This is a genomic window from Desulfofundulus thermobenzoicus (genome assembly GCF_009428905.1).
Taxonomy (GTDB): Bacteria; Bacillota; Desulfotomaculia; order Desulfotomaculales; family Desulfovirgulaceae; genus Desulfofundulus_A; species Desulfofundulus_A thermobenzoicus.
In genome coordinates this window covers 1-15,866 of sequence record NZ_WHYR01000050.1, presented here as the reverse complement: position 1 = coordinate 15,866, position 15,866 = coordinate 1, and the positions used below count along the sequence as shown (strand labels likewise).

Below are 15,866 nucleotides of genomic sequence, written 5' to 3'. Positions count from 1 at the left end.
CCCCACATGCTGTCCGGCGGGGGCCGGTATTCCGGCGGCATGGTCACAGGCGGTATTCTCCATTATGCTCCCACCTTCTCCTAAAAATATTGACGTTTGCCCATCATTATATCCCGCCCGTTTTTTAAAGGCAGTGAGAAGAATCACAATTGCCCAGCAGGCCCCGGTGAGCACCCGCGAGAAATCTTTTTCATACCTTTAAAAAATAATAAGCCCGGCGGGTTCGAAAACCCGCACAGGCATTTGTCAATTCAGGCGACATGCACATTTCTAACTAACCGGCGGCAGGGAAGGTCGCCCGGCCGGTGACTCCAGTAAAAACATCCCGTGCACCCCGGCCATCTGCTGCCGGTCATTGTATCCCATCAACTCGATGGCCTTGTTGGGACACTCGCCGGCACAGGTGCCGCAGCCCCGGCACTGTAGCGCCTCGATTTCCGCCCGGTTGGTGCAGGGGTTGATGTGCGGCGCGTTGTAGGGGCACAGGCGCACGCAGGTTAAACAGGCGGCACATTTTTCCCGGATGACCCGGGCGCGCACGCCCCCGGACTCCAGCCTTGGCCGGCTCAAAATGGTGGCCGCCCGGCCGGCGGCCGCTTTGGCCTGGGTAATGCTTTCTTCCATGTTTTTGGGCGCATGGGCCAGGCCGCACAGATATATTCCTTCCGAGGGAAAGTCCACCGGGCGCAGCTTCATGTGGGCTTCCAGGAAAAAGCCGTCGCCATTCAGGGGCACCCTGAACAACCGGGAAAGTTTCTGGTTATCGGGGGCAGGCGCCACAGGCGGCGCCAGCACCAGAAGGTCGGCATCCAGACACAACTCTTCCCCCTCCAGGACGGGATCCCGCAGGAAAACCCGCAGGCGGCCGTTTTCCTGTGACACCACCGGTTTTTGATCCGGCTCGTAGCGGATGAATATGACGCCCTCTTCCCGTGCCCGCCGGTAGTGGTCCTCAAAGAAGACATAGGTACGCATATCCCGGTAGAGGATGTAAATGTTCACTTCCGGATTTTGTTCCTTCAGCCGCAGGGCCAGCTGGACGGACTTGCTGCAGCAGACGCGGCTGCAGTAGGGGCGGCCTTCCTCCCGGGAGCCCACGCACTGGATCATGACGATGCTGCGGGCATTTTGCACCGCCGGCTCCCTCAAGGCCAGCTTTTCATCCAGCTCCAGCTGGGTGACCACCCGGCCGTCCCGGCCGTACAGGTATTCCTCCGGTTTGTTTTCCACAGCCCCGGTGGCAATGACGGTCACGCCGTGTTTAATTGACCGGCCGTTGCTCAGTTTGCTGGTGAAGTTGCCCGCATAACCGCCGGTTTCCACCACTTCCGTTCCGGTGTGGACGTTAATCAGCGGATGGCCGGTGACCCGGGCCGCCAGCTTCTCCAGGAAGGAAGGAATGTCCTCGCCGTTAAGCCCGTGCCGGATGCGCCGGGCCATACCGCCCAGCCGGTCTTCCTTTTCCACCATTTCCACGCTGTAGCCCTGTTCAGCCAGGGAAAGGGCGGCCGTCATGCCGGCCACACCACCACCCACCACCAGGGCACCGGCTTCCACCGGCACGCTGACGGAAGCCACCGGCTGCAAAAGCGCCGCCTTGCAAACGGCGGCCCGGGTCAGATCCAGGGCCTTGGCGGTGGCCTTTTCCGGTTCGTGGCTGTGCACCCAGGAACACTGGTCGCGGATGTTGGCCATGGCAAACAGGTGGGGGTTCAACCCGGCATCCCTCAAGGTTTCCTGGAACAGGGGCCGGTGGGTGCGCGGGCTGCAGGAGGCCACCACCACCCGGTTCAGCCTTTTCTCCCGGATGATTTGCCGCATGGCCGCCTGGCTGTCCTGGGAGCAGGCATAGAGGTTTTCCTGGGCGTGGACCACATGGGGCAGGTTCTGGACATCCTTCACCACAGCCGGCACGTCCACCACGCTGCCGATGTTAATGCCGCAGTGGCAGACAAAGACACCGATGCGCGGTTCCTCGCCCCCGGTATCCCGCTCGGGCGGGAACTCCCGGGCGGCCACCAGGGTGTTCCGGGCCGCGGCCAGCAGGGCGGCTGCCTCCCCGGCGGCGGCACTGGCCTGCATGACGGTTTCCGGAATGTCTTTGGGACCGGAGAAGGCGCCGGCCACATATACCCCGGGCCGGGAGGTAAGCACGCCGGTCAGGGCTTCCAACCGGCAGAAGTTGTACTCATTGAGATCTATGCCCAGCCTGCCGGCCATGTCCACGGCTTCCGGGCGGGGCTTCAAGCCCACGGAGAGAACCACCAGGTCGAAGTCCTCTTCCACAAAGCCGCTGCCGCCGGCCTGGTAACGCAGGCGCAGCTTTTTGCTCTGCTGCAATTCTTTGACGGTGGAAATCATACAATTGACGTATTGCACACCACAGTCGTTTCTTGCCCGGTTATAATACTTTTCAAAATCCTTGCCGTAGGCCCGGATATCCATGTAAAAAATGGTCACTTCCGTATCCGGTATGTGTTCTCTGGCAATGAGCGCCTGTTTGGTGGCGTACATGCAGCAGATCCCGGAGCAGTAGCCGCTGTCCCGGGCCACATCCCGGGAGCCCACACATTGGATGAAGGCGATTTTTTGCGGAACGGCGCCGTCGGAGGGCCGTCTGATATGTCCGCCGTATGGACCGGAGGCACTGAGCATACGTTCGAACTGCAGGCTGGTGATCACATTGTCGTAAACACCGTAGCCGAATTCCCCCCGCAGTTCGGCGTTGAAGGGTTCGAAGCCGGGGCAGAGGATAACGGCGCCGACGTTTAGATTAACTTCTTCCTCCTCCATATCGTGGTCAATGGCTCCAGAGGGACAGGCCTCCACACAGGCCATGCACTCCAGGCAATTTTCCCTATCCACCACATAGGCGTTGGGGTAAGCCTGGGGGTAGAGTTTATAAATGGCCTTGCGCTGATCCAGGCCCTGGTTGAAGCCGTCGGATACTTCGGCCGGGCAGGCTTCGGCACAGGCGCCGCAGCTCACGCATTTGGCCGTATCCACATAGCGGGGGTGTTTTTTCACCGTAACGGTAAAATTGCCCGGCTCACCGGTCAGCCCGGTAACCTCACTTAAAGTGAGCACTTCGATATTGCGGTGCCGGCCGCATTCCACCAGCTTGGGCGACAGGGTGCACATGGCACAGTCGTTGGTGGGAAAGGTTTTGTCCAGCATGGGCATGGTGCCGCCAATGGCCGGGGAGCGTTCCACCAGGTAGACCCTGTAGCCGCTTTCGGCCAGGTCCAGGGAGGCCTGGATGCCGCTGATGCCGCCCCCCACCACCATTACCGCGCCGGTGATTTCATGCTTTGCTTCCTTCATCGGTATGGCAAACCTCCATAAAATAAAGATGTGAGAGGTGAGAAGTGAGAGGTTGGAGGTGGGATTAAGTAGAAACCGGCTTAAGCCAGTTTCCGGATAAACCTCCTTCAAACCATTTCCATCCTTCATGGTGCATGGGTTCGGCTTTGTATAATTACCCGGCCAGGGACAGGCTCTGCAGCAAAGGGATGGGATCCACCAGGTGCTTGACGAGCCACTCTTTTCTGGCCGGCAGGTCCAGGGCCATGCCGATGAGTTCGGTAAAGTAAAAGACCGGCATTTCAACTTCCGGGCTGCGGCGCATTTCCAGGGCGGCCTGGCACAGGGGGCAGGCAGCGACCACCGCATCGGCGCCGGCCTCCCGGGCCATGGACAGCAGCCTGTCCACCACCCGGCGGGCCATGGCGGTATTCACCAGGCCCTGGCTGGAGCCGCAGCAGTCCGTTTTATAGGACCACTGGCGTGCTTCAGCCCCCAGGGCGTCCACCAGTTCGTCCATGATCACTGGATTTTCCGGCCGCTCAAAGCCGGTGACCTCCGGCGGCCGGACAATCAAACAACCATAGTAGCAGACCACTTTCAGGCCGGTCAACGGCCTGATCACCCTTTCAGCGATTCTTTTCGGGCCATATTTAAGGGCCAGCACATCCAGCAGGTGGTAGACCCGCACACTGCCGTCAAAGGTAAAGTGTACTATTTCCTCTATTTCCCGGCGCCTTTCTTCATCATGGCGCATCAGGTGATCGGTCTTTTTCAGCCGGCTGTAGCAGGCCGAACAGGGTACGGCCACGTCCCGCCCCATCCTCTGGGCAATGCACAGGTTGCGGGCCGGCAGCACTTCGGCCAGGAGCCTGCTGGTACTGTGGGCCGAGGTGGCGCCGCAGCAGTTCCAGTCTTCCAGTTCGTGCAGCTCTATACCCAGGGCCGCACAAACGCTCCTGGCCGACCGGTCGTATTCTAAGGCGGTGGATTCCAGGGAACAACCCGGATAGTAGGCAAACTGCATGTTTTCTCTCCCCTTTCCAATTGTTCAACCACTGGCCCTGGCGAATATCCTTTTTACTTCGCCGTTGTTCTTTACACTGCTGGCGAATAGGGGTAGTTTTCTTTTCTGGAACATTTTCAGGCCTATGTCCAGATCCGAAAAGAGGTCGCCGCTTTTTAATTTATAGCCCATCATCATGAATGTTTCATGGACGCGGCCGCGGCTCTTGACTGAATTCAGGAATACCCGATGAAACAGCGGGGCATTTTTAATTCCGGCCGGGATTTTCTCCTCCAGGGCCATCTGCCGCAAAGCGTCCATGACCACGGCCATGTTGATACCGTTGGGGCAGCGGGCGCCGCAGATCTCGCAGTTGAAGCAGAGCCAGATGGCTTTGCTTCTCAATACTTCCTCTTTTCGTCCAAACTGAATCAAGCGTAAGATTTGATTGGGGTAATAGTCCGTGAATTCCCCCATGGGGCAACCGGAAGCACATTTCCGGCATTGATAGCAGAGCTGGATCTGTTGGCCGCTTTTTTCCCTTACTTCCCGGGCGAATTTTGCCGTGCCGTTCGGCGATGCATGTACCGCCATTGCGGTCATTTCCCCAATACCTCCCCAATATGATCACATGTTCATAACAGTCAAACTTTTTATTATTTTATAAGGCCTTTTTCATACGCGCAGTAATCTACATCACAAAAGAATCCCTTTCTTGATGTTAACAAATTTTTATAAACATATTTAAAACGTTTTGTTAAAAAATTCTTAAGTTTTCCGGGAAATAGCGTACGGTTCCGCCCCGGTGACTTTTAGCCACAATTATCAAGCTTTGCTGCCGGCAACCCTTTTAGTTCGCCGAAGACAACCCCGATTATTTTTTTGAACGCAGGGAGGTAAAATGAGAGCTATGGCGAAAATGGAATCAGCGGGTTTATCCGGGATACAAGGAGGGAGCCACATGGATAACGCGGGGGTTAAAATAGCTGTTTTAGTTGAAAACACCGTGGGCGTTCCCACCGGCATCACCGGGGAGTGGGGCCTGGCCCTTTTCGTGGAAACAGGGGGCAAAAAGGTGCTCTTTGATACCGGCACCCGGGGGCGTGTGGTGAGCAACGCCGCGGCCATGGGGGTGGACCTGCGCTCCGTAGACGCCCTGGTGATGAGCCACGGCCACTACGATCACTCCGGGGGCATGCGGGATTTTTTAAGCCTGCAGGGTCGTCTGCCCGTTTATATTCACCCGGATTTTTTCACCCTGCATTACGGGGCCATGCCCCACGAGCATTACATCGGCGTACCCTTTTGCCGGGCGGAACTGGAAAGCCTGGGGGCCGAATTTATCCCCGTGCGGGAGCCCCGGGAAATAGCCCCGGGCCTGTGGGTGAGCGGCGAGGTGCCCAGAAAAACGGACTTTGAAAAGGGGGACGACCGCCTCTTCTCCCTGGTGGACGGCCGGAAACAGCCGGACCCCTTCCGGGATGACATGAGTCTTTACTGCGTCATCCCGGAAGGGCTGGTGGTGATCCTGGGCTGTGCCCATGCCGGTGTGGTGAACATTGTGGAACACGCCCGGCAGGTAACGGGCGTAAGCCGGGTGTACGGGATTATTGGCGGCACCCACCTGGGGCCGGTTCCGAAGGAGCAACTGGAGGACACAATAAACTACCTGCAGGGGCTGAACCTGCAGTTCCTGGCGGCCAACCACTGCACCGGCCTGCCGGTCATGGCCCGCCTGGCGGGAATTTTCAGTTCCGTATTCCATTTCGCGCCGGCCGGGGCCGTCTTTACCCTGCCCATGAAGGAAGGGAAACCGGCATGAGCCTGGAAGAAGTGAGAAAAAGCCGCGGGGTCACCGCAGCGGCCATGGCCATTAACGTGGGCCTGACCGTCCAGGAACTGCTGGCCATTGAAAGGGGAAAGCAATATCCCCGCCTGTGCGTTGCCCAGAAATGGGCCAATGCCCTGGGGATCAGCTTTGAGGAGTTTTCCCGCCACTTCTATGAAAAGGCGGATCCGGCCCAGTTGCTGGAATGCGAGGGGAAAAACTCTTAGCGGGCGCCACCGTAAAGAATCCTTCTGACGTCAGGGTCCCGTCAAAATCACCCTCAACAACAACATATGCTATATTTGCCAGGGCCTACAATAATATATTGCGGCACAGGTATGAATTAAACGATCCCTGTAATGGACGTGTCCTCCGGCGGAGCGTAAATTAATTATCTCAATATCATCCAAAGAACCTGGAGGAACAGATGATGAACATTCAAAAGGCTGTAGAATTTTTCCTGGACAACCGGGACCTGATCCCTGTTTTTGTCATGCCCAGGGGAGACTATGCCGTTCCCGTGCACAACAAGCGGGATTTATTCCTGGTGGTGGAAAAGGAAGGCCAGGGAATCTTTGTGGCCCGCCTGGCCCCGGATTTGATGAACCTGAAGGAGATAAACGAAGAGGCGGCCGAAGAAGCGCGCCAGTTTATTTACCGGCGCCTGCGGGAGGCCAACCTGGCGGACCGGCATTAAATCCGAAAACCCAGTCTTCTATGCCTTCCAGCTGAGCATTAACATACACATGACCCATGGCTGGCCAACTCCTTTATAAAAATTATATAAGAGCATATACCACATCCCCCGGTCATAAAGGAGGAGAAATCTTGTCCAGCCTCAAACTGGCCATTGTCCAGTTTCCCAGAGATACAACAAATTTAAATAAAAACATCACCCTCATGCAGCAGTATTTCAGCCAGATTACAGCAGGGGCTGAGGTAATCTTGCTTCCCGAGGACTGGCTGGGGGCGACGGTGATCGACTGGAACGATTACCGGAGGATTGTCACCGAACTGTTCCACACACTGAAAGACAGCTCTTCTCGCCCCCTGCTTGTCTCCGGTGCCCAGTATGTCCGGGCGGAAGGAAACATCTATTCCCGGGGTGTAGTTCTGGGCGGCGCACTGTCCGCCCCCGTGGCCTTTGAAAAGCATTTCCCCTCCCGGGCCATAGGTGAAAGGGGCTATGTAAAACCCGGCAGTTTATTGCCGGTGGTTGAACACCGGGGAATAGCCCTGGGTATGGCCGTGTGTGTGGATATCATGTACCCGGAACTGGTGCGCGGCCTGACCTTAAGGGGAGCGCTGCTGGTCTTGAACCCGGCCAACATTCCGGCCACCCGGATGCCTATGTGGCAGGGCATTGGCATCGCCCGGGCCTGTGAGAATACCGTTTTTGTGGCCACGGCCAACAATACCGCCACCGCTTACCCCGATGGGCGGGAAGTGCTGGGAGAAAGTTTTGTGGTCTATCCCGACGGGTACACCCTTCTGGCCTGCGGCCGCGAACCGGGGGTATTTTACTTTGATCTGGATCTGTCCCGGCTGGACCGGGTCCGCCGGAGGTGGCCCTACCTGGAGGACGTGCGGACAAACAGGGAAATAATCTGCCGGTGGTATTACGGTTAACAATATAAGTGTCCGGAAATGAAGGTTTTCGCCCTGGTAAATGCCGGAGTGAAACACGAACCAAATTGGTATTCTGATACCAACCAATGGCCTGGGTTAAACCCCAGATTACAATGGTTTTACGTAAAAGTTATTATTGTATGAATAATCAGTGCACGGGAGGTCATGGTGGTAAAACGACCATAAAAAAACGGTTCCAGGCGTACGTTAACTCAGCAACACCCGGTCATCCACAAAGGAGTTGCCGCTGGCCTGCTCGAACATGTGCAACAGCTGGGCCACGGTGGTCCTCTCCCTCTCCGGGCCCTGCAGATCCAGGATAATCCGTCCCTCATGCATCATTATGGTCCGGTTGCCGGTGCGCAGCGCCTGCTCCAGGTTGTGGGTCACCATGAGGGTGGTCAGCCGGTGCCGGGCGATAACCCTCTCCGTCAGCTCCATCACCGTGGCGGCAGTGCGCGGGTCCAGGGCCGCCGTATGTTCATCCAGCAAAAGCAGCTTGGGCGTGGCAATGGTGGCCATCAGCACGGTCAGGGCCTGGCGCTGGCCGCCGGAGAGAAGGCCCACCCGGGTGGTCAGGCGATCTTCCAGACCCAGCCCCAAAAGGGCCAGGCTTTGCTTGAACAGGTGCCGCTCAGCCGGAGTAATACCCCGGCGCAGACGGCGGGGCTGACCCCGGCGCAGGGCCAGGGCCAGGTTTTCCTCAATGGTCATGGAAGCAGCCGTGCCCCGCAGGGGGTCCTGGAAAACACGGCCAATCCAGGCCGCCCGGACATGTTCCGGCCAGCGGGAAATATCCTGGTCATCCAGAATCACCTTTCCCCCATCCAGTTCGTATACCCCGGCCACCACATTTAAAAGGGTGGACTTGCCGGCACCGTTGCTGCCGATGATGGTTACCACATCTCCCGGCCGGACATGCAAGGTAACTCCCCTTAAGGCCACCTTTTCATTAACCCCGCCGGGATGAAAGATTTTGTTCACATTGACCAGTTTCAGCATCCCGTTCACCCCTCAAACGCAGTGACCGCAACCCCAGGCGTTGCCGTAGCAATGGAAAGGCCAGGGCCACCACCACAATTAATGAAGTGAGCAGCTTCAAATCAGTTGCCGGTAAACCCAGCTGCAAAACCAGGCTGATCACAGCCCGGTAGATAACGGACCCTACGATGGCGGCCATTATGGCCCGGAAAAGGGTCTGGCTGCCCACCAGGGCTTCGCCGATAATCACCGAGGCCAGGCCGGCAATGATCATACCAATGCCCATGCCGATGTCGGCAAAACCCTGATACTGGGCTACCAGTCCGCCGGAAAGGGCCACCAGGGCATTGCCGGTGGCCAGGCCCACCAGTTTCATCACGCCCGTGTTTACACCCAGGCTGCGGATCATTTGCTCGTTGTCACCGGTGGCCCGCACAGACATACCCAGTTCGGTCTGCAGAAACAGGTACAGAACCAGAACAACCACCAGTGCTACCAGCAGGCCCAGAACAACCGGCCCGAAGGTCTGTAGCCCGGGGATGTCTCTCGCCCGGGTAAAAATGGTATCTACACGGAGAAGGGACAGGTTGGCCTGTCCCATAATCCTCAAGTTAATGGAATAAAGGGCGATCATGGTCAGTATACCAGAAAGCAAAGGGGCCACCTTCAATCCGGTGTGCAAAAGGCCGGTAAGCAAACCGGCGGCAGCGCCGGAAAGCAGCGCCAGCAGAATGGCCAGCCAGGGATTACCCCCCAGCAGGATATACTGGGCGGCCACCGCCGCCCCCAGGGTAAAAGCGCCATCAACGGTCAAATCCGGGTAATCCAGCACCCTGAAGGTTATATACACCCCCAGAACCATGGCCCCCCACAATAAACCTTGCTCCAGGGAACCCAACCAGATGCTCAAAGACACGCAGATTCACCTACTCTATAATTTTGCTGGCTTTCTTTTTCAATTCTTCCGGAATGGTTACCCCGAAGGCTGCGGCCGCTTTAGCATTTAACACCACGTCCAGGTCCTTTTGCTTTTCTATGGGCATATCCTGGGGCTTTTCCCCCTTTAACACCCGCAGGGCCATTTCCCCGGTCTGCCGCCCCAGCTTCCTGTAGTCAATACCAATGGTGCCCAAAGCGCCGGACTCCACCGTATTGCTCTCACCGGCAATCACCGGCAGCTTTTGCTTCTCGGCCACCTGAAGCACCCCGGAAATGGAGGATACCACGGTATTGTCGGTGGGTACATAAATGGCGTCTACCCGCCCCACCAGGGACTGGGTGGCCTGCACCACTTCGTTGCTGGCCGTCACCGGGGCCTCCACCACCGTCAGGCCCAGGCCCGGGGCCTCCTGTTTGACAACTTTAACCTGTACCTGGGAATTTACCTCACTGGAATTGTAGATAACCCCCACCTTTCTGGCATTGGGTACCAGTTGTTTAATCAGCTCCAATTGTTCTTTTATGGGGTTCATGTCAGTGGTACCGGTAACATTGGTGCCCGGTTTATCCATGCTTTTGACCAGCTTGGCTTCCACAGGATCGGTCACGGCGGTGATTAAAATGGGAATGTCTTTTGTTTCATTGGCCATGGCCATGGCCGAAGGAGTGGCAATGGCCAGGATCAGGTCCTTTTTGTCCTGGGCAAACTTGCGGGCAATGGTCTGCAGGGTGGACTGGTCTCCCTGGGCGTTTTGAAAGTCCACCTGCAGGTTCTTCCCTTCCTCATACCCGTTGGCGGCCAGGGTTTCTAAAAAGCCCTTCCGGGCCGCATCCAGGGCCGGATGTTCCACGATCTGGATAATGCCCAGCTTCACCGGCTTTGTTCCCTCATTGCTTCCCGTCTGTTTGCCGCCACCGGCTCCGCACCCCGCCAGGACCAGCACAGCCATGGCCAGGGCCATTGCCGGCAAAAACCACCTTTTCAAATTTCCTTCCTCCTTTTTCAAAAGGTTAACCTGCTCGTTAACTTTTTATCAATGCGCCTAAAAAGGGGCCGGTGTACGCAGGAGGTAAACAATCACCAGTACCGTCACCAGCAGCAGCATGGCGGCCAGCAGCATATCGGCGGTGAGGGAGTGCCGGTATACGCCCTGGTTGATCTGGCAGCGGGTCTGCCGGTAGCGGGCAGCGGCCAGAATGATCACCAGCGCGGCTATAACGCTAAAACCCACCCCCAGATAGGCACTCGACCCCCCGGCCGGGGCGGAAACCATACCAGTCTGCCATTCCAGCAGGCGCAAGTAAAAGGAAAACTTTTCAATAACGAAGCCAAAGGCCAGGATGGCCACCGCCGTGCGGATCCAGGACAGGAAGGTGCGTTCGTTGGCCAGGTGCTCCTGAATGTGCTGCCGGTCGCCGGTACGGCTGCATCTGGCGGCTTCAATATCCTTCCCGTTTGTTTTTTTGCTTTCCCCGCTCGCTCCCTTAATTTTGCCGTCCGCTGCGCTCCCATTTCCGTTCAATTTCAACTTCTCCCCTGGGAATTAGTAATAAACATGAAAACAGGTGAACCACCGGAGCAATGAAAATAGGGTACAATTTTTCCAGCGGATCACCCTCTTTCACCACCCCCTGCTATACTCCCCCGCACAGGGGATACAGGCAAATTTACCTTCCCGCACCCTGGCCCGGGCCTCGGAAACAGCCTCGCCGCAAAAGGCACAGGTCACGGAATTGAAAATACGCGCCTTCGGCGGCAACTCCATTTCCACATGCTGCACCGTGCAGAACTCCTCCGCCGGCATGTCCAGGATACGGCGAATCCGCTGTTCCTGGTGTTCCTGATATAGCTGCCTTTCCCGGTCATCGGCCCGGCCGCTGAAGACCTTTTCCCGCAGGGCGCGAAATTCCCCATTCTGCGGCTGCCGGCCCCCATGGACTGAAACACGCACTGCTTTCCCGCTGTTCCGGCAGGCAAAGGTGTACACATGCTTGCCGTAATCCCGGTAGAGCAAATTGCCCTTGCCCAGGGTACAGCCGGTAAGGACCATCACCGCATCCACGCCGCAGGCGTCGTTTTCCACAATGGCCAGCAATTCCTCATCCGCCGCCCGGCGGCCGGCCAGTTCCTGCAGTCCAATCTTTGCCGCCCGGTAACCCATGGCCAGGCCGGGGCAGACATGGCCGTGAAATTCCGCGCATTTTTCCCAGTCTGTTTTTTCCAGGCACATACCGCTCACCCCTTCAAAATCTTTAAACTTACTGCCTTTAGTTTATTCCAGATGAAAAAGAGAAATCCTGCTGGCCGGAAAACCCGGCGGTAACATTTAGAGATCCCCAAAAAAAACAAACAGGGAATAAGGGGCCGCCCGGATGTCCGGAACTACCCCAAAAAAAGACCTGCCGTTTGCCCATGACAATCAGACGTTTAACGGCAGGTAAGCTCCATTTTCAGGTATCTCAAACCGTTTTGCGTGGTATTGGCTTGCGGAACGGTTCCGGCTCTGTTGGCAGGGGCTTCCAACAGACACCCTGCTATGACCAATAAAGCCGGCTCAGGCTGCCTGTACCTTAAATTTTTCCACCAGCAGCAACAGTTCCCGGGACATGCGGGCCAGTTCCTGGGTGGAAGCCCCGATCTGCTGGACGAAACTGTTCACCTGATCGGTGGAATGGGCCAGTTCCTGGGCCCCCTGGCTGGACTGTTCCGCTCCCCGGGCAATTTGTTCCACAATTTCCCCGTTGTGCTGGATTTCTCCGGTAATGCGCACCAGAGCCTGGCCGGCCACATCGACCACCCGCACCCCCTCATGAACCTCCCGGACCCCCTCGTTCATGGCCGCCACCGCGTCCCGGGTTTCGGACTGGATTTCTTCGATCAGGGCTGCAATTTGCCCGGTGGCCGCCGCCGATTGCTCCGCCAGCTTACGCACTTCCTCGGCCACCACGGCAAATCCGCGTCCCTGGTCGCCGGCCCTAGCGGCTTCAATGGCCGCATTCAGGGCCAGCAGGTTGGTCTGGTCGGCAATGCCCCGGATAACATCCACAATCTGGCCGATCTTTTCCGAACGTTCCCCCAATCTCTGCACCGCCGCGGTACCGCGGTCCACAATGGCCCGGATGTGGTGCATCTTGGCCACCGCCTCCTGCACGGCCCGGTTGCCTTCGGCAGCGGCCGCTTCCACCTGGCGGGCCATCTCCACCGCATTGGCCGCGCTGGCCGCTTCCTCTTCAGCCACGGCCGCCACCTGGGCGGTGGTGGAGGCGATGGACTCCACACTGGCGGCAACTTCCTGTCCGGCCGCCGAAAGCTCCCGGCTGTGATGATCCATGATGTGGCTGTTTTCTCTGATTTCCCGGGCCAGTTTACGCAACTCCCCCACCATCCGGTTAAAGGCGGCGCCCAGTTCGGCCAGGGAGTCACGGCCCCTGTCCTCCACCTGCACGGTGAGATCACCCCCGGCCACCAGATTGGCCCTGTCCCGCAGGCGGCGGATGCGGCCGGTCAAACCCATGGAAAAGGTGTAACTGAAGATCAGACCGAAGGGCAAAGAAATAAGGGCCACGGCGGCAATGAGCAGGCGCGTCCATCTGACCTGCTGCCCCCCGGCCGCGTTAATGGCATTCATCTCCTGCTGACGTTTATTGCTGTACTCCTGCATCAGCTGTCCGATGGCGGCGGCAGCAGGCTGCACCTTCTCCCGGGCCACCTGGGCGGCTTCTTCCAGCCGGCCGGCACTGATTAGAGGGAAGAACTCTTTTATGACAAAAGAATTATATCGTTCGTCCAGTTCCATCATCCGCCGGGCGTAATCCCTGTTTTCCTGCCGCCGGGCCTGATCATAAAGGGCCTGCTCCAGTTCCCTGTTCCGGGCGGCATATTTTTCAAAATCCCCTTTGTACTTTTCATCCCTATGTAAAAAATACCCGTTTGCGGCAGCCTGCCTGGCCACCACGTTAAAATACATTTCCTGGGCCGAAGTGACTCTTTCCATCTGCACGGCCATTTCCCGGGCGTACTCGTCCGCTTTGTTCACCCTGACCAGGGACACTGCCGCCAGAACGGCCATGAGCAACCACAGGGTCATAAAGCCGGCCAGCATCTTTACCCTCAATCGCATGTCACAACCCCCTTTACAACCATTCTTTCACAAGCGAAAAAACATCAATATTCCTGGTCTCACCTTCCTTCATTAAACAAGCACGCAGGCACGGGCGGGTATAACTTTTTCCCGTTTCATAGCTTCCTTAAAATATGCCCGGTGCATGTGAAATGTTTCCTTTTTCACAATATATCACAAGCCCTGGTTTTATGGAAGGTAGTATTGGTCTTTTATTAAGACTAAATGAAAAAAGGCGAACCATAGAGCTTAGTGGGAAAATTTTTCGGAAGGTCAAACCCCTTCGGGGGTGATTGAACAGGGCAAAATTTTCATCTGAGGATTATAATTACGTTTTTTACACCGGTTAAAAAGTTGATACGGGGTCCGGGGTATTTACCCGGTAGGATAACCCTCTTTTGTCATACAATGGAAATACTAGCCCGTGCAGTGGGCGGCCCCCACCAGTTCACCGATGCTTTTTACACCTTCCTCCGCCATAAACCTTTCGATCCCCTCCAGCACATCCATGGTCGCCCGGGGATTGATGAAGTTGGCGGTACCTACGGCCACGGCGGTGGCCCCGGCCATGATGAATTCCAGGGCGTCTTCCGCTGTAACGATGCCTCCCATGCCGATAATGGGCACCTTGAAAGCGCGGTAGACCTCCCACACCATCCGCACCGCCACCGGGCGGATGGCCGGACCGGAAAGGCCGCCCATCCCGCTGCCCAGCACCGGCCGGCGGCGGCGGATGTCAATGGCCATCCCCAGCAGGGTGTTGATCATGGACAGGGCGTCGGCCCCGGCCTCCATCACCCCTTCCGCCATCCGGACGATGCTGGTGACATTGGGGGACAGCTTCACAATCACCGGCAGGCCGGTGGCGCCCTTCACCGCCCTGACCACGGCCGCCGCCGATTCGGGATCCACCCCGAAAGCCATCCCCCCCTTTTTCACATTGGGGCAGGAGATGTTCACTTCCAGACCGGCCACCCCCGGCACCCGGTCCAGCCTTCCGGCCAGGGCGGCGTAGTCTTCCACCGTATCCCCGGCAATGTTTACTATCACCGGCAGGTCGAACTGCCTTAGATAGGGCATGGCCACCCGGACAAAATGCTCCACCCCGGGGTTTTGCAGGCCGATGGCATTAAGGATGCCGGCGGGAGTTTCCACAATACGGGGGGTGGGGTTGCCCGGGCGGGGCAACAGGGTGGTGCCTTTAACCACGATGGCCCCCAGACGGTGCAAATCCACAAAGGGAGCGTATTCGGGACCGAAACCGAAGGTGCCCGAGGCGGTGGTCACGGGGTTTTTCATAGGTATGCCGGCCAGGTTTACGGCCAGATTGGGTTTGGTCATGGCTCAAGCGTCCCTTCATCTTTTGTGAGCAATTCACTGCCGGCATGTGGTCATCGTGCCCGTCCTGCGATAACGAAGCCTCATCCTCAGCCCCATACCAGCTGATCCACTGCAAACACCGGCCCTTCCACACAAACCCGGCGGTAGACAAAGGGCGCCCCTTCTTCGCCGGCTGTTTGGCAAACGCAGGACAGGCAGGCGCCCACACCGCAGCCCATGCGTTCTTCCAGGGAAACCTCCCCGGGCACACCGTAGCGGGCCAGCAGTTCCGCCGTCCTGCGCAGCATGGCCCGGGGTCCGCAGGCATAGACCATGCCCGCCCCCGGTCCGGCCAGCACCTTCTCCAGCAGGTCCGTCACCGGGCCGTGGTGACCGCAGGAGCCGTCGTCGGTGGCCATGGCGCAGGTAAAGAGCCTGTCCGGAATATCCCCGGCATCACCAGGGGTGGAAAAACCGTCTCCAGTTCCGCAGTGATGTCCGGTCTCCCCGACCACCATTGTCATCTCACCGTCGTTCATATCCCGTTTGCCCTCATCCCTGAAAAACATGCTCCCGGGAACACCGCCGGCACCATTCCATATTTTCCCGACAACCAGCTGCTCCGCGCAACGGGCGCCGGCCAGAAAAGTCACCCGGCAGTTTCTTCTGCCCAGTTCCTCCGCCAGAAAGAAGAGGGGCGCCACGCCCATTCCCCCCCCCACCAGCACCACATCCGCCC

15 protein-coding genes are annotated in these 15,866 nt (G+C 57.8%); 4 read left to right on the top strand and 11 right to left on the bottom strand.

Features of this window, described 5'->3' with window-relative positions; all coding sequences use genetic code 11:
* Positions 1–270 precede the first annotated feature (270 nt).
* From GFC01_RS14690 to GFC01_RS14680, 3 genes are all read right to left on the bottom strand, one after another.
* On the bottom strand, positions 271–3,324 hold the full coding sequence (locus GFC01_RS14690; RefSeq protein WP_152947923.1) for an FAD-dependent oxidoreductase: 3,054 nt from the start codon (positions 3,322–3,324) through the stop codon (positions 271–273).
* 154 nt (positions 3,325–3,478) lie between these two features.
* Positions 3,479–4,330, bottom strand: a complete 852-nt coding sequence (locus GFC01_RS14685; RefSeq protein WP_152947922.1) for a CoB--CoM heterodisulfide reductase iron-sulfur subunit B family protein — start codon at positions 4,328–4,330, stop codon at positions 3,479–3,481.
* Between the two features lie 24 nt (positions 4,331–4,354).
* Entirely contained in the window at positions 4,355–4,912 is a 558-nt protein-coding gene (locus GFC01_RS14680; protein WP_152947921.1) for a 4Fe-4S dicluster domain-containing protein, read from the bottom strand.
* 358 nt (positions 4,913–5,270) lie between these two features.
* Here GFC01_RS14680 and GFC01_RS14675 point away from each other — a divergent pair, with 358 nt between their 5' ends.
* The 4 genes from GFC01_RS14675 to GFC01_RS14660 all read left to right on the top strand — a co-directional run bounded on the left by GFC01_RS14675 (position 5,271) and on the right by GFC01_RS14660 (position 7,766).
* Positions 5,271–6,131 (top strand): MBL fold metallo-hydrolase, encoded by an 861-nt coding sequence (locus tag GFC01_RS14675; RefSeq protein ID WP_152947920.1) that lies wholly within the window; start codon positions 5,271–5,273, stop codon positions 6,129–6,131.
* Positions 6,128–6,364, top strand: a complete 237-nt coding sequence (locus tag GFC01_RS14670) for a helix-turn-helix transcriptional regulator (RefSeq protein ID WP_152947919.1) — start codon at positions 6,128–6,130, stop codon at positions 6,362–6,364. The genes GFC01_RS14675 and GFC01_RS14670 overlap by 4 nt, the downstream gene beginning before the upstream one ends.
* A 203-nt stretch (positions 6,365–6,567) precedes the next feature.
* On the top strand, positions 6,568–6,834 hold the full coding sequence (locus GFC01_RS14665; protein ID WP_152947918.1) for a hypothetical protein: 267 nt from the start codon (positions 6,568–6,570) through the stop codon (positions 6,832–6,834).
* Between the two features lie 131 nt (positions 6,835–6,965).
* Entirely contained in the window at positions 6,966–7,766 is an 801-nt protein-coding gene (locus tag GFC01_RS14660; protein WP_194174971.1) for a carbon-nitrogen hydrolase family protein, read from the top strand.
* A 207-nt stretch (positions 7,767–7,973) separates the two neighbouring features.
* On the opposite strand, the gene GFC01_RS14655 is transcribed toward GFC01_RS14660, so the two are convergent.
* The 8 genes from GFC01_RS14655 to GFC01_RS14620 all read right to left on the bottom strand — a co-directional run.
* Entirely contained in the window at positions 7,974–8,768 is a 795-nt protein-coding gene (locus GFC01_RS14655) for an ABC transporter ATP-binding protein (protein ID WP_152947916.1), read from the bottom strand.
* Positions 8,719–9,663, bottom strand: coding sequence for an ABC transporter permease (locus GFC01_RS14650; protein WP_341474014.1), 945 nt, complete (start codon positions 9,661–9,663; stop codon positions 8,719–8,721). Before GFC01_RS14650 ends, GFC01_RS14655 begins: the two co-directional genes overlap by 50 nt.
* Positions 9,664–9,673: 10 nt before the next feature.
* Complete coding sequence (locus tag GFC01_RS14645) at positions 9,674–10,648, bottom strand: ABC transporter substrate-binding protein (RefSeq protein ID WP_194174973.1); 975 nt, start codon at positions 10,646–10,648, stop codon at positions 9,674–9,676.
* Positions 10,649–10,729: 81 nt separating this feature from the next.
* Complete coding sequence (locus tag GFC01_RS14640; RefSeq protein ID WP_152947914.1) at positions 10,730–11,209, bottom strand: YidH family protein; 480 nt, start codon at positions 11,207–11,209, stop codon at positions 10,730–10,732.
* A gap of 99 nt (positions 11,210–11,308) precedes the next feature.
* Positions 11,309–11,917, bottom strand: coding sequence for an FmdE family protein (locus tag GFC01_RS14635; RefSeq protein ID WP_152947913.1), 609 nt, complete (start codon positions 11,915–11,917; stop codon positions 11,309–11,311).
* Between the two features lie 324 nt (positions 11,918–12,241).
* Positions 12,242–13,807, bottom strand: coding sequence for a methyl-accepting chemotaxis protein (locus tag GFC01_RS14630; RefSeq protein WP_152947912.1), 1,566 nt, complete (start codon positions 13,805–13,807; stop codon positions 12,242–12,244).
* 417 nt (positions 13,808–14,224) lie between these two features.
* Complete coding sequence (locus GFC01_RS14625; protein ID WP_152947911.1) at positions 14,225–15,148, bottom strand: dihydroorotate dehydrogenase; 924 nt, start codon at positions 15,146–15,148, stop codon at positions 14,225–14,227.
* 86 nt (positions 15,149–15,234) lie between these two features.
* Positions 15,235–15,866: iron-sulfur cluster-binding protein (locus GFC01_RS14620; protein ID WP_479723386.1), on the bottom strand; the 632-nt coding region annotated here is incomplete at its 5' end.

What these genes read in the sequence shown, in the direction of transcription:
- GFC01_RS14690 (WP_152947923.1), bottom strand. Translation starts at nt 3,324, where the DNA reads ATGAAGGAAGCAAAGCATGAAATCACCGGCGCGGTAATGGTGGTGGGG.
- GFC01_RS14685 (WP_152947922.1), bottom strand. Translation starts at nt 4,330, where the DNA reads ATGCAGTTTGCCTACTATCCGGGTTGTTCCCTGGAATCCACCGCCTTA.
- GFC01_RS14680 (WP_152947921.1), bottom strand. Translation starts at nt 4,912, where the DNA reads ATGACCGCAATGGCGGTACATGCATCGCCGAACGGCACGGCAAAATTC.
- GFC01_RS14675 (WP_152947920.1), top strand. Translation starts at nt 5,271, where the DNA reads ATGGATAACGCGGGGGTTAAAATAGCTGTTTTAGTTGAAAACACCGTG.
- GFC01_RS14670 (WP_152947919.1), top strand. Translation starts at nt 6,128, where the DNA reads ATGAGCCTGGAAGAAGTGAGAAAAAGCCGCGGGGTCACCGCAGCGGCC.
- GFC01_RS14665 (WP_152947918.1), top strand. Translation starts at nt 6,568, where the DNA reads ATGAACATTCAAAAGGCTGTAGAATTTTTCCTGGACAACCGGGACCTG.
- GFC01_RS14655 (WP_152947916.1), bottom strand. Translation starts at nt 8,768, where the DNA reads ATGCTGAAACTGGTCAATGTGAACAAAATCTTTCATCCCGGCGGGGTT.
- GFC01_RS14645 (WP_194174973.1), bottom strand. Translation starts at nt 10,648, where the DNA reads ATGGCCCTGGCCATGGCTGTGCTGGTCCTGGCGGGGTGCGGAGCCGGT.
- GFC01_RS14635 (WP_152947913.1), bottom strand. Translation starts at nt 11,917, where the DNA reads ATGTGCCTGGAAAAAACAGACTGGGAAAAATGCGCGGAATTTCACGGC.
- GFC01_RS14630 (WP_152947912.1), bottom strand. Translation starts at nt 13,807, where the DNA reads ATGCGATTGAGGGTAAAGATGCTGGCCGGCTTTATGACCCTGTGGTTG.
- GFC01_RS14625 (WP_152947911.1), bottom strand. Translation starts at nt 15,148, where the DNA reads ATGACCAAACCCAATCTGGCCGTAAACCTGGCCGGCATACCTATGAAA.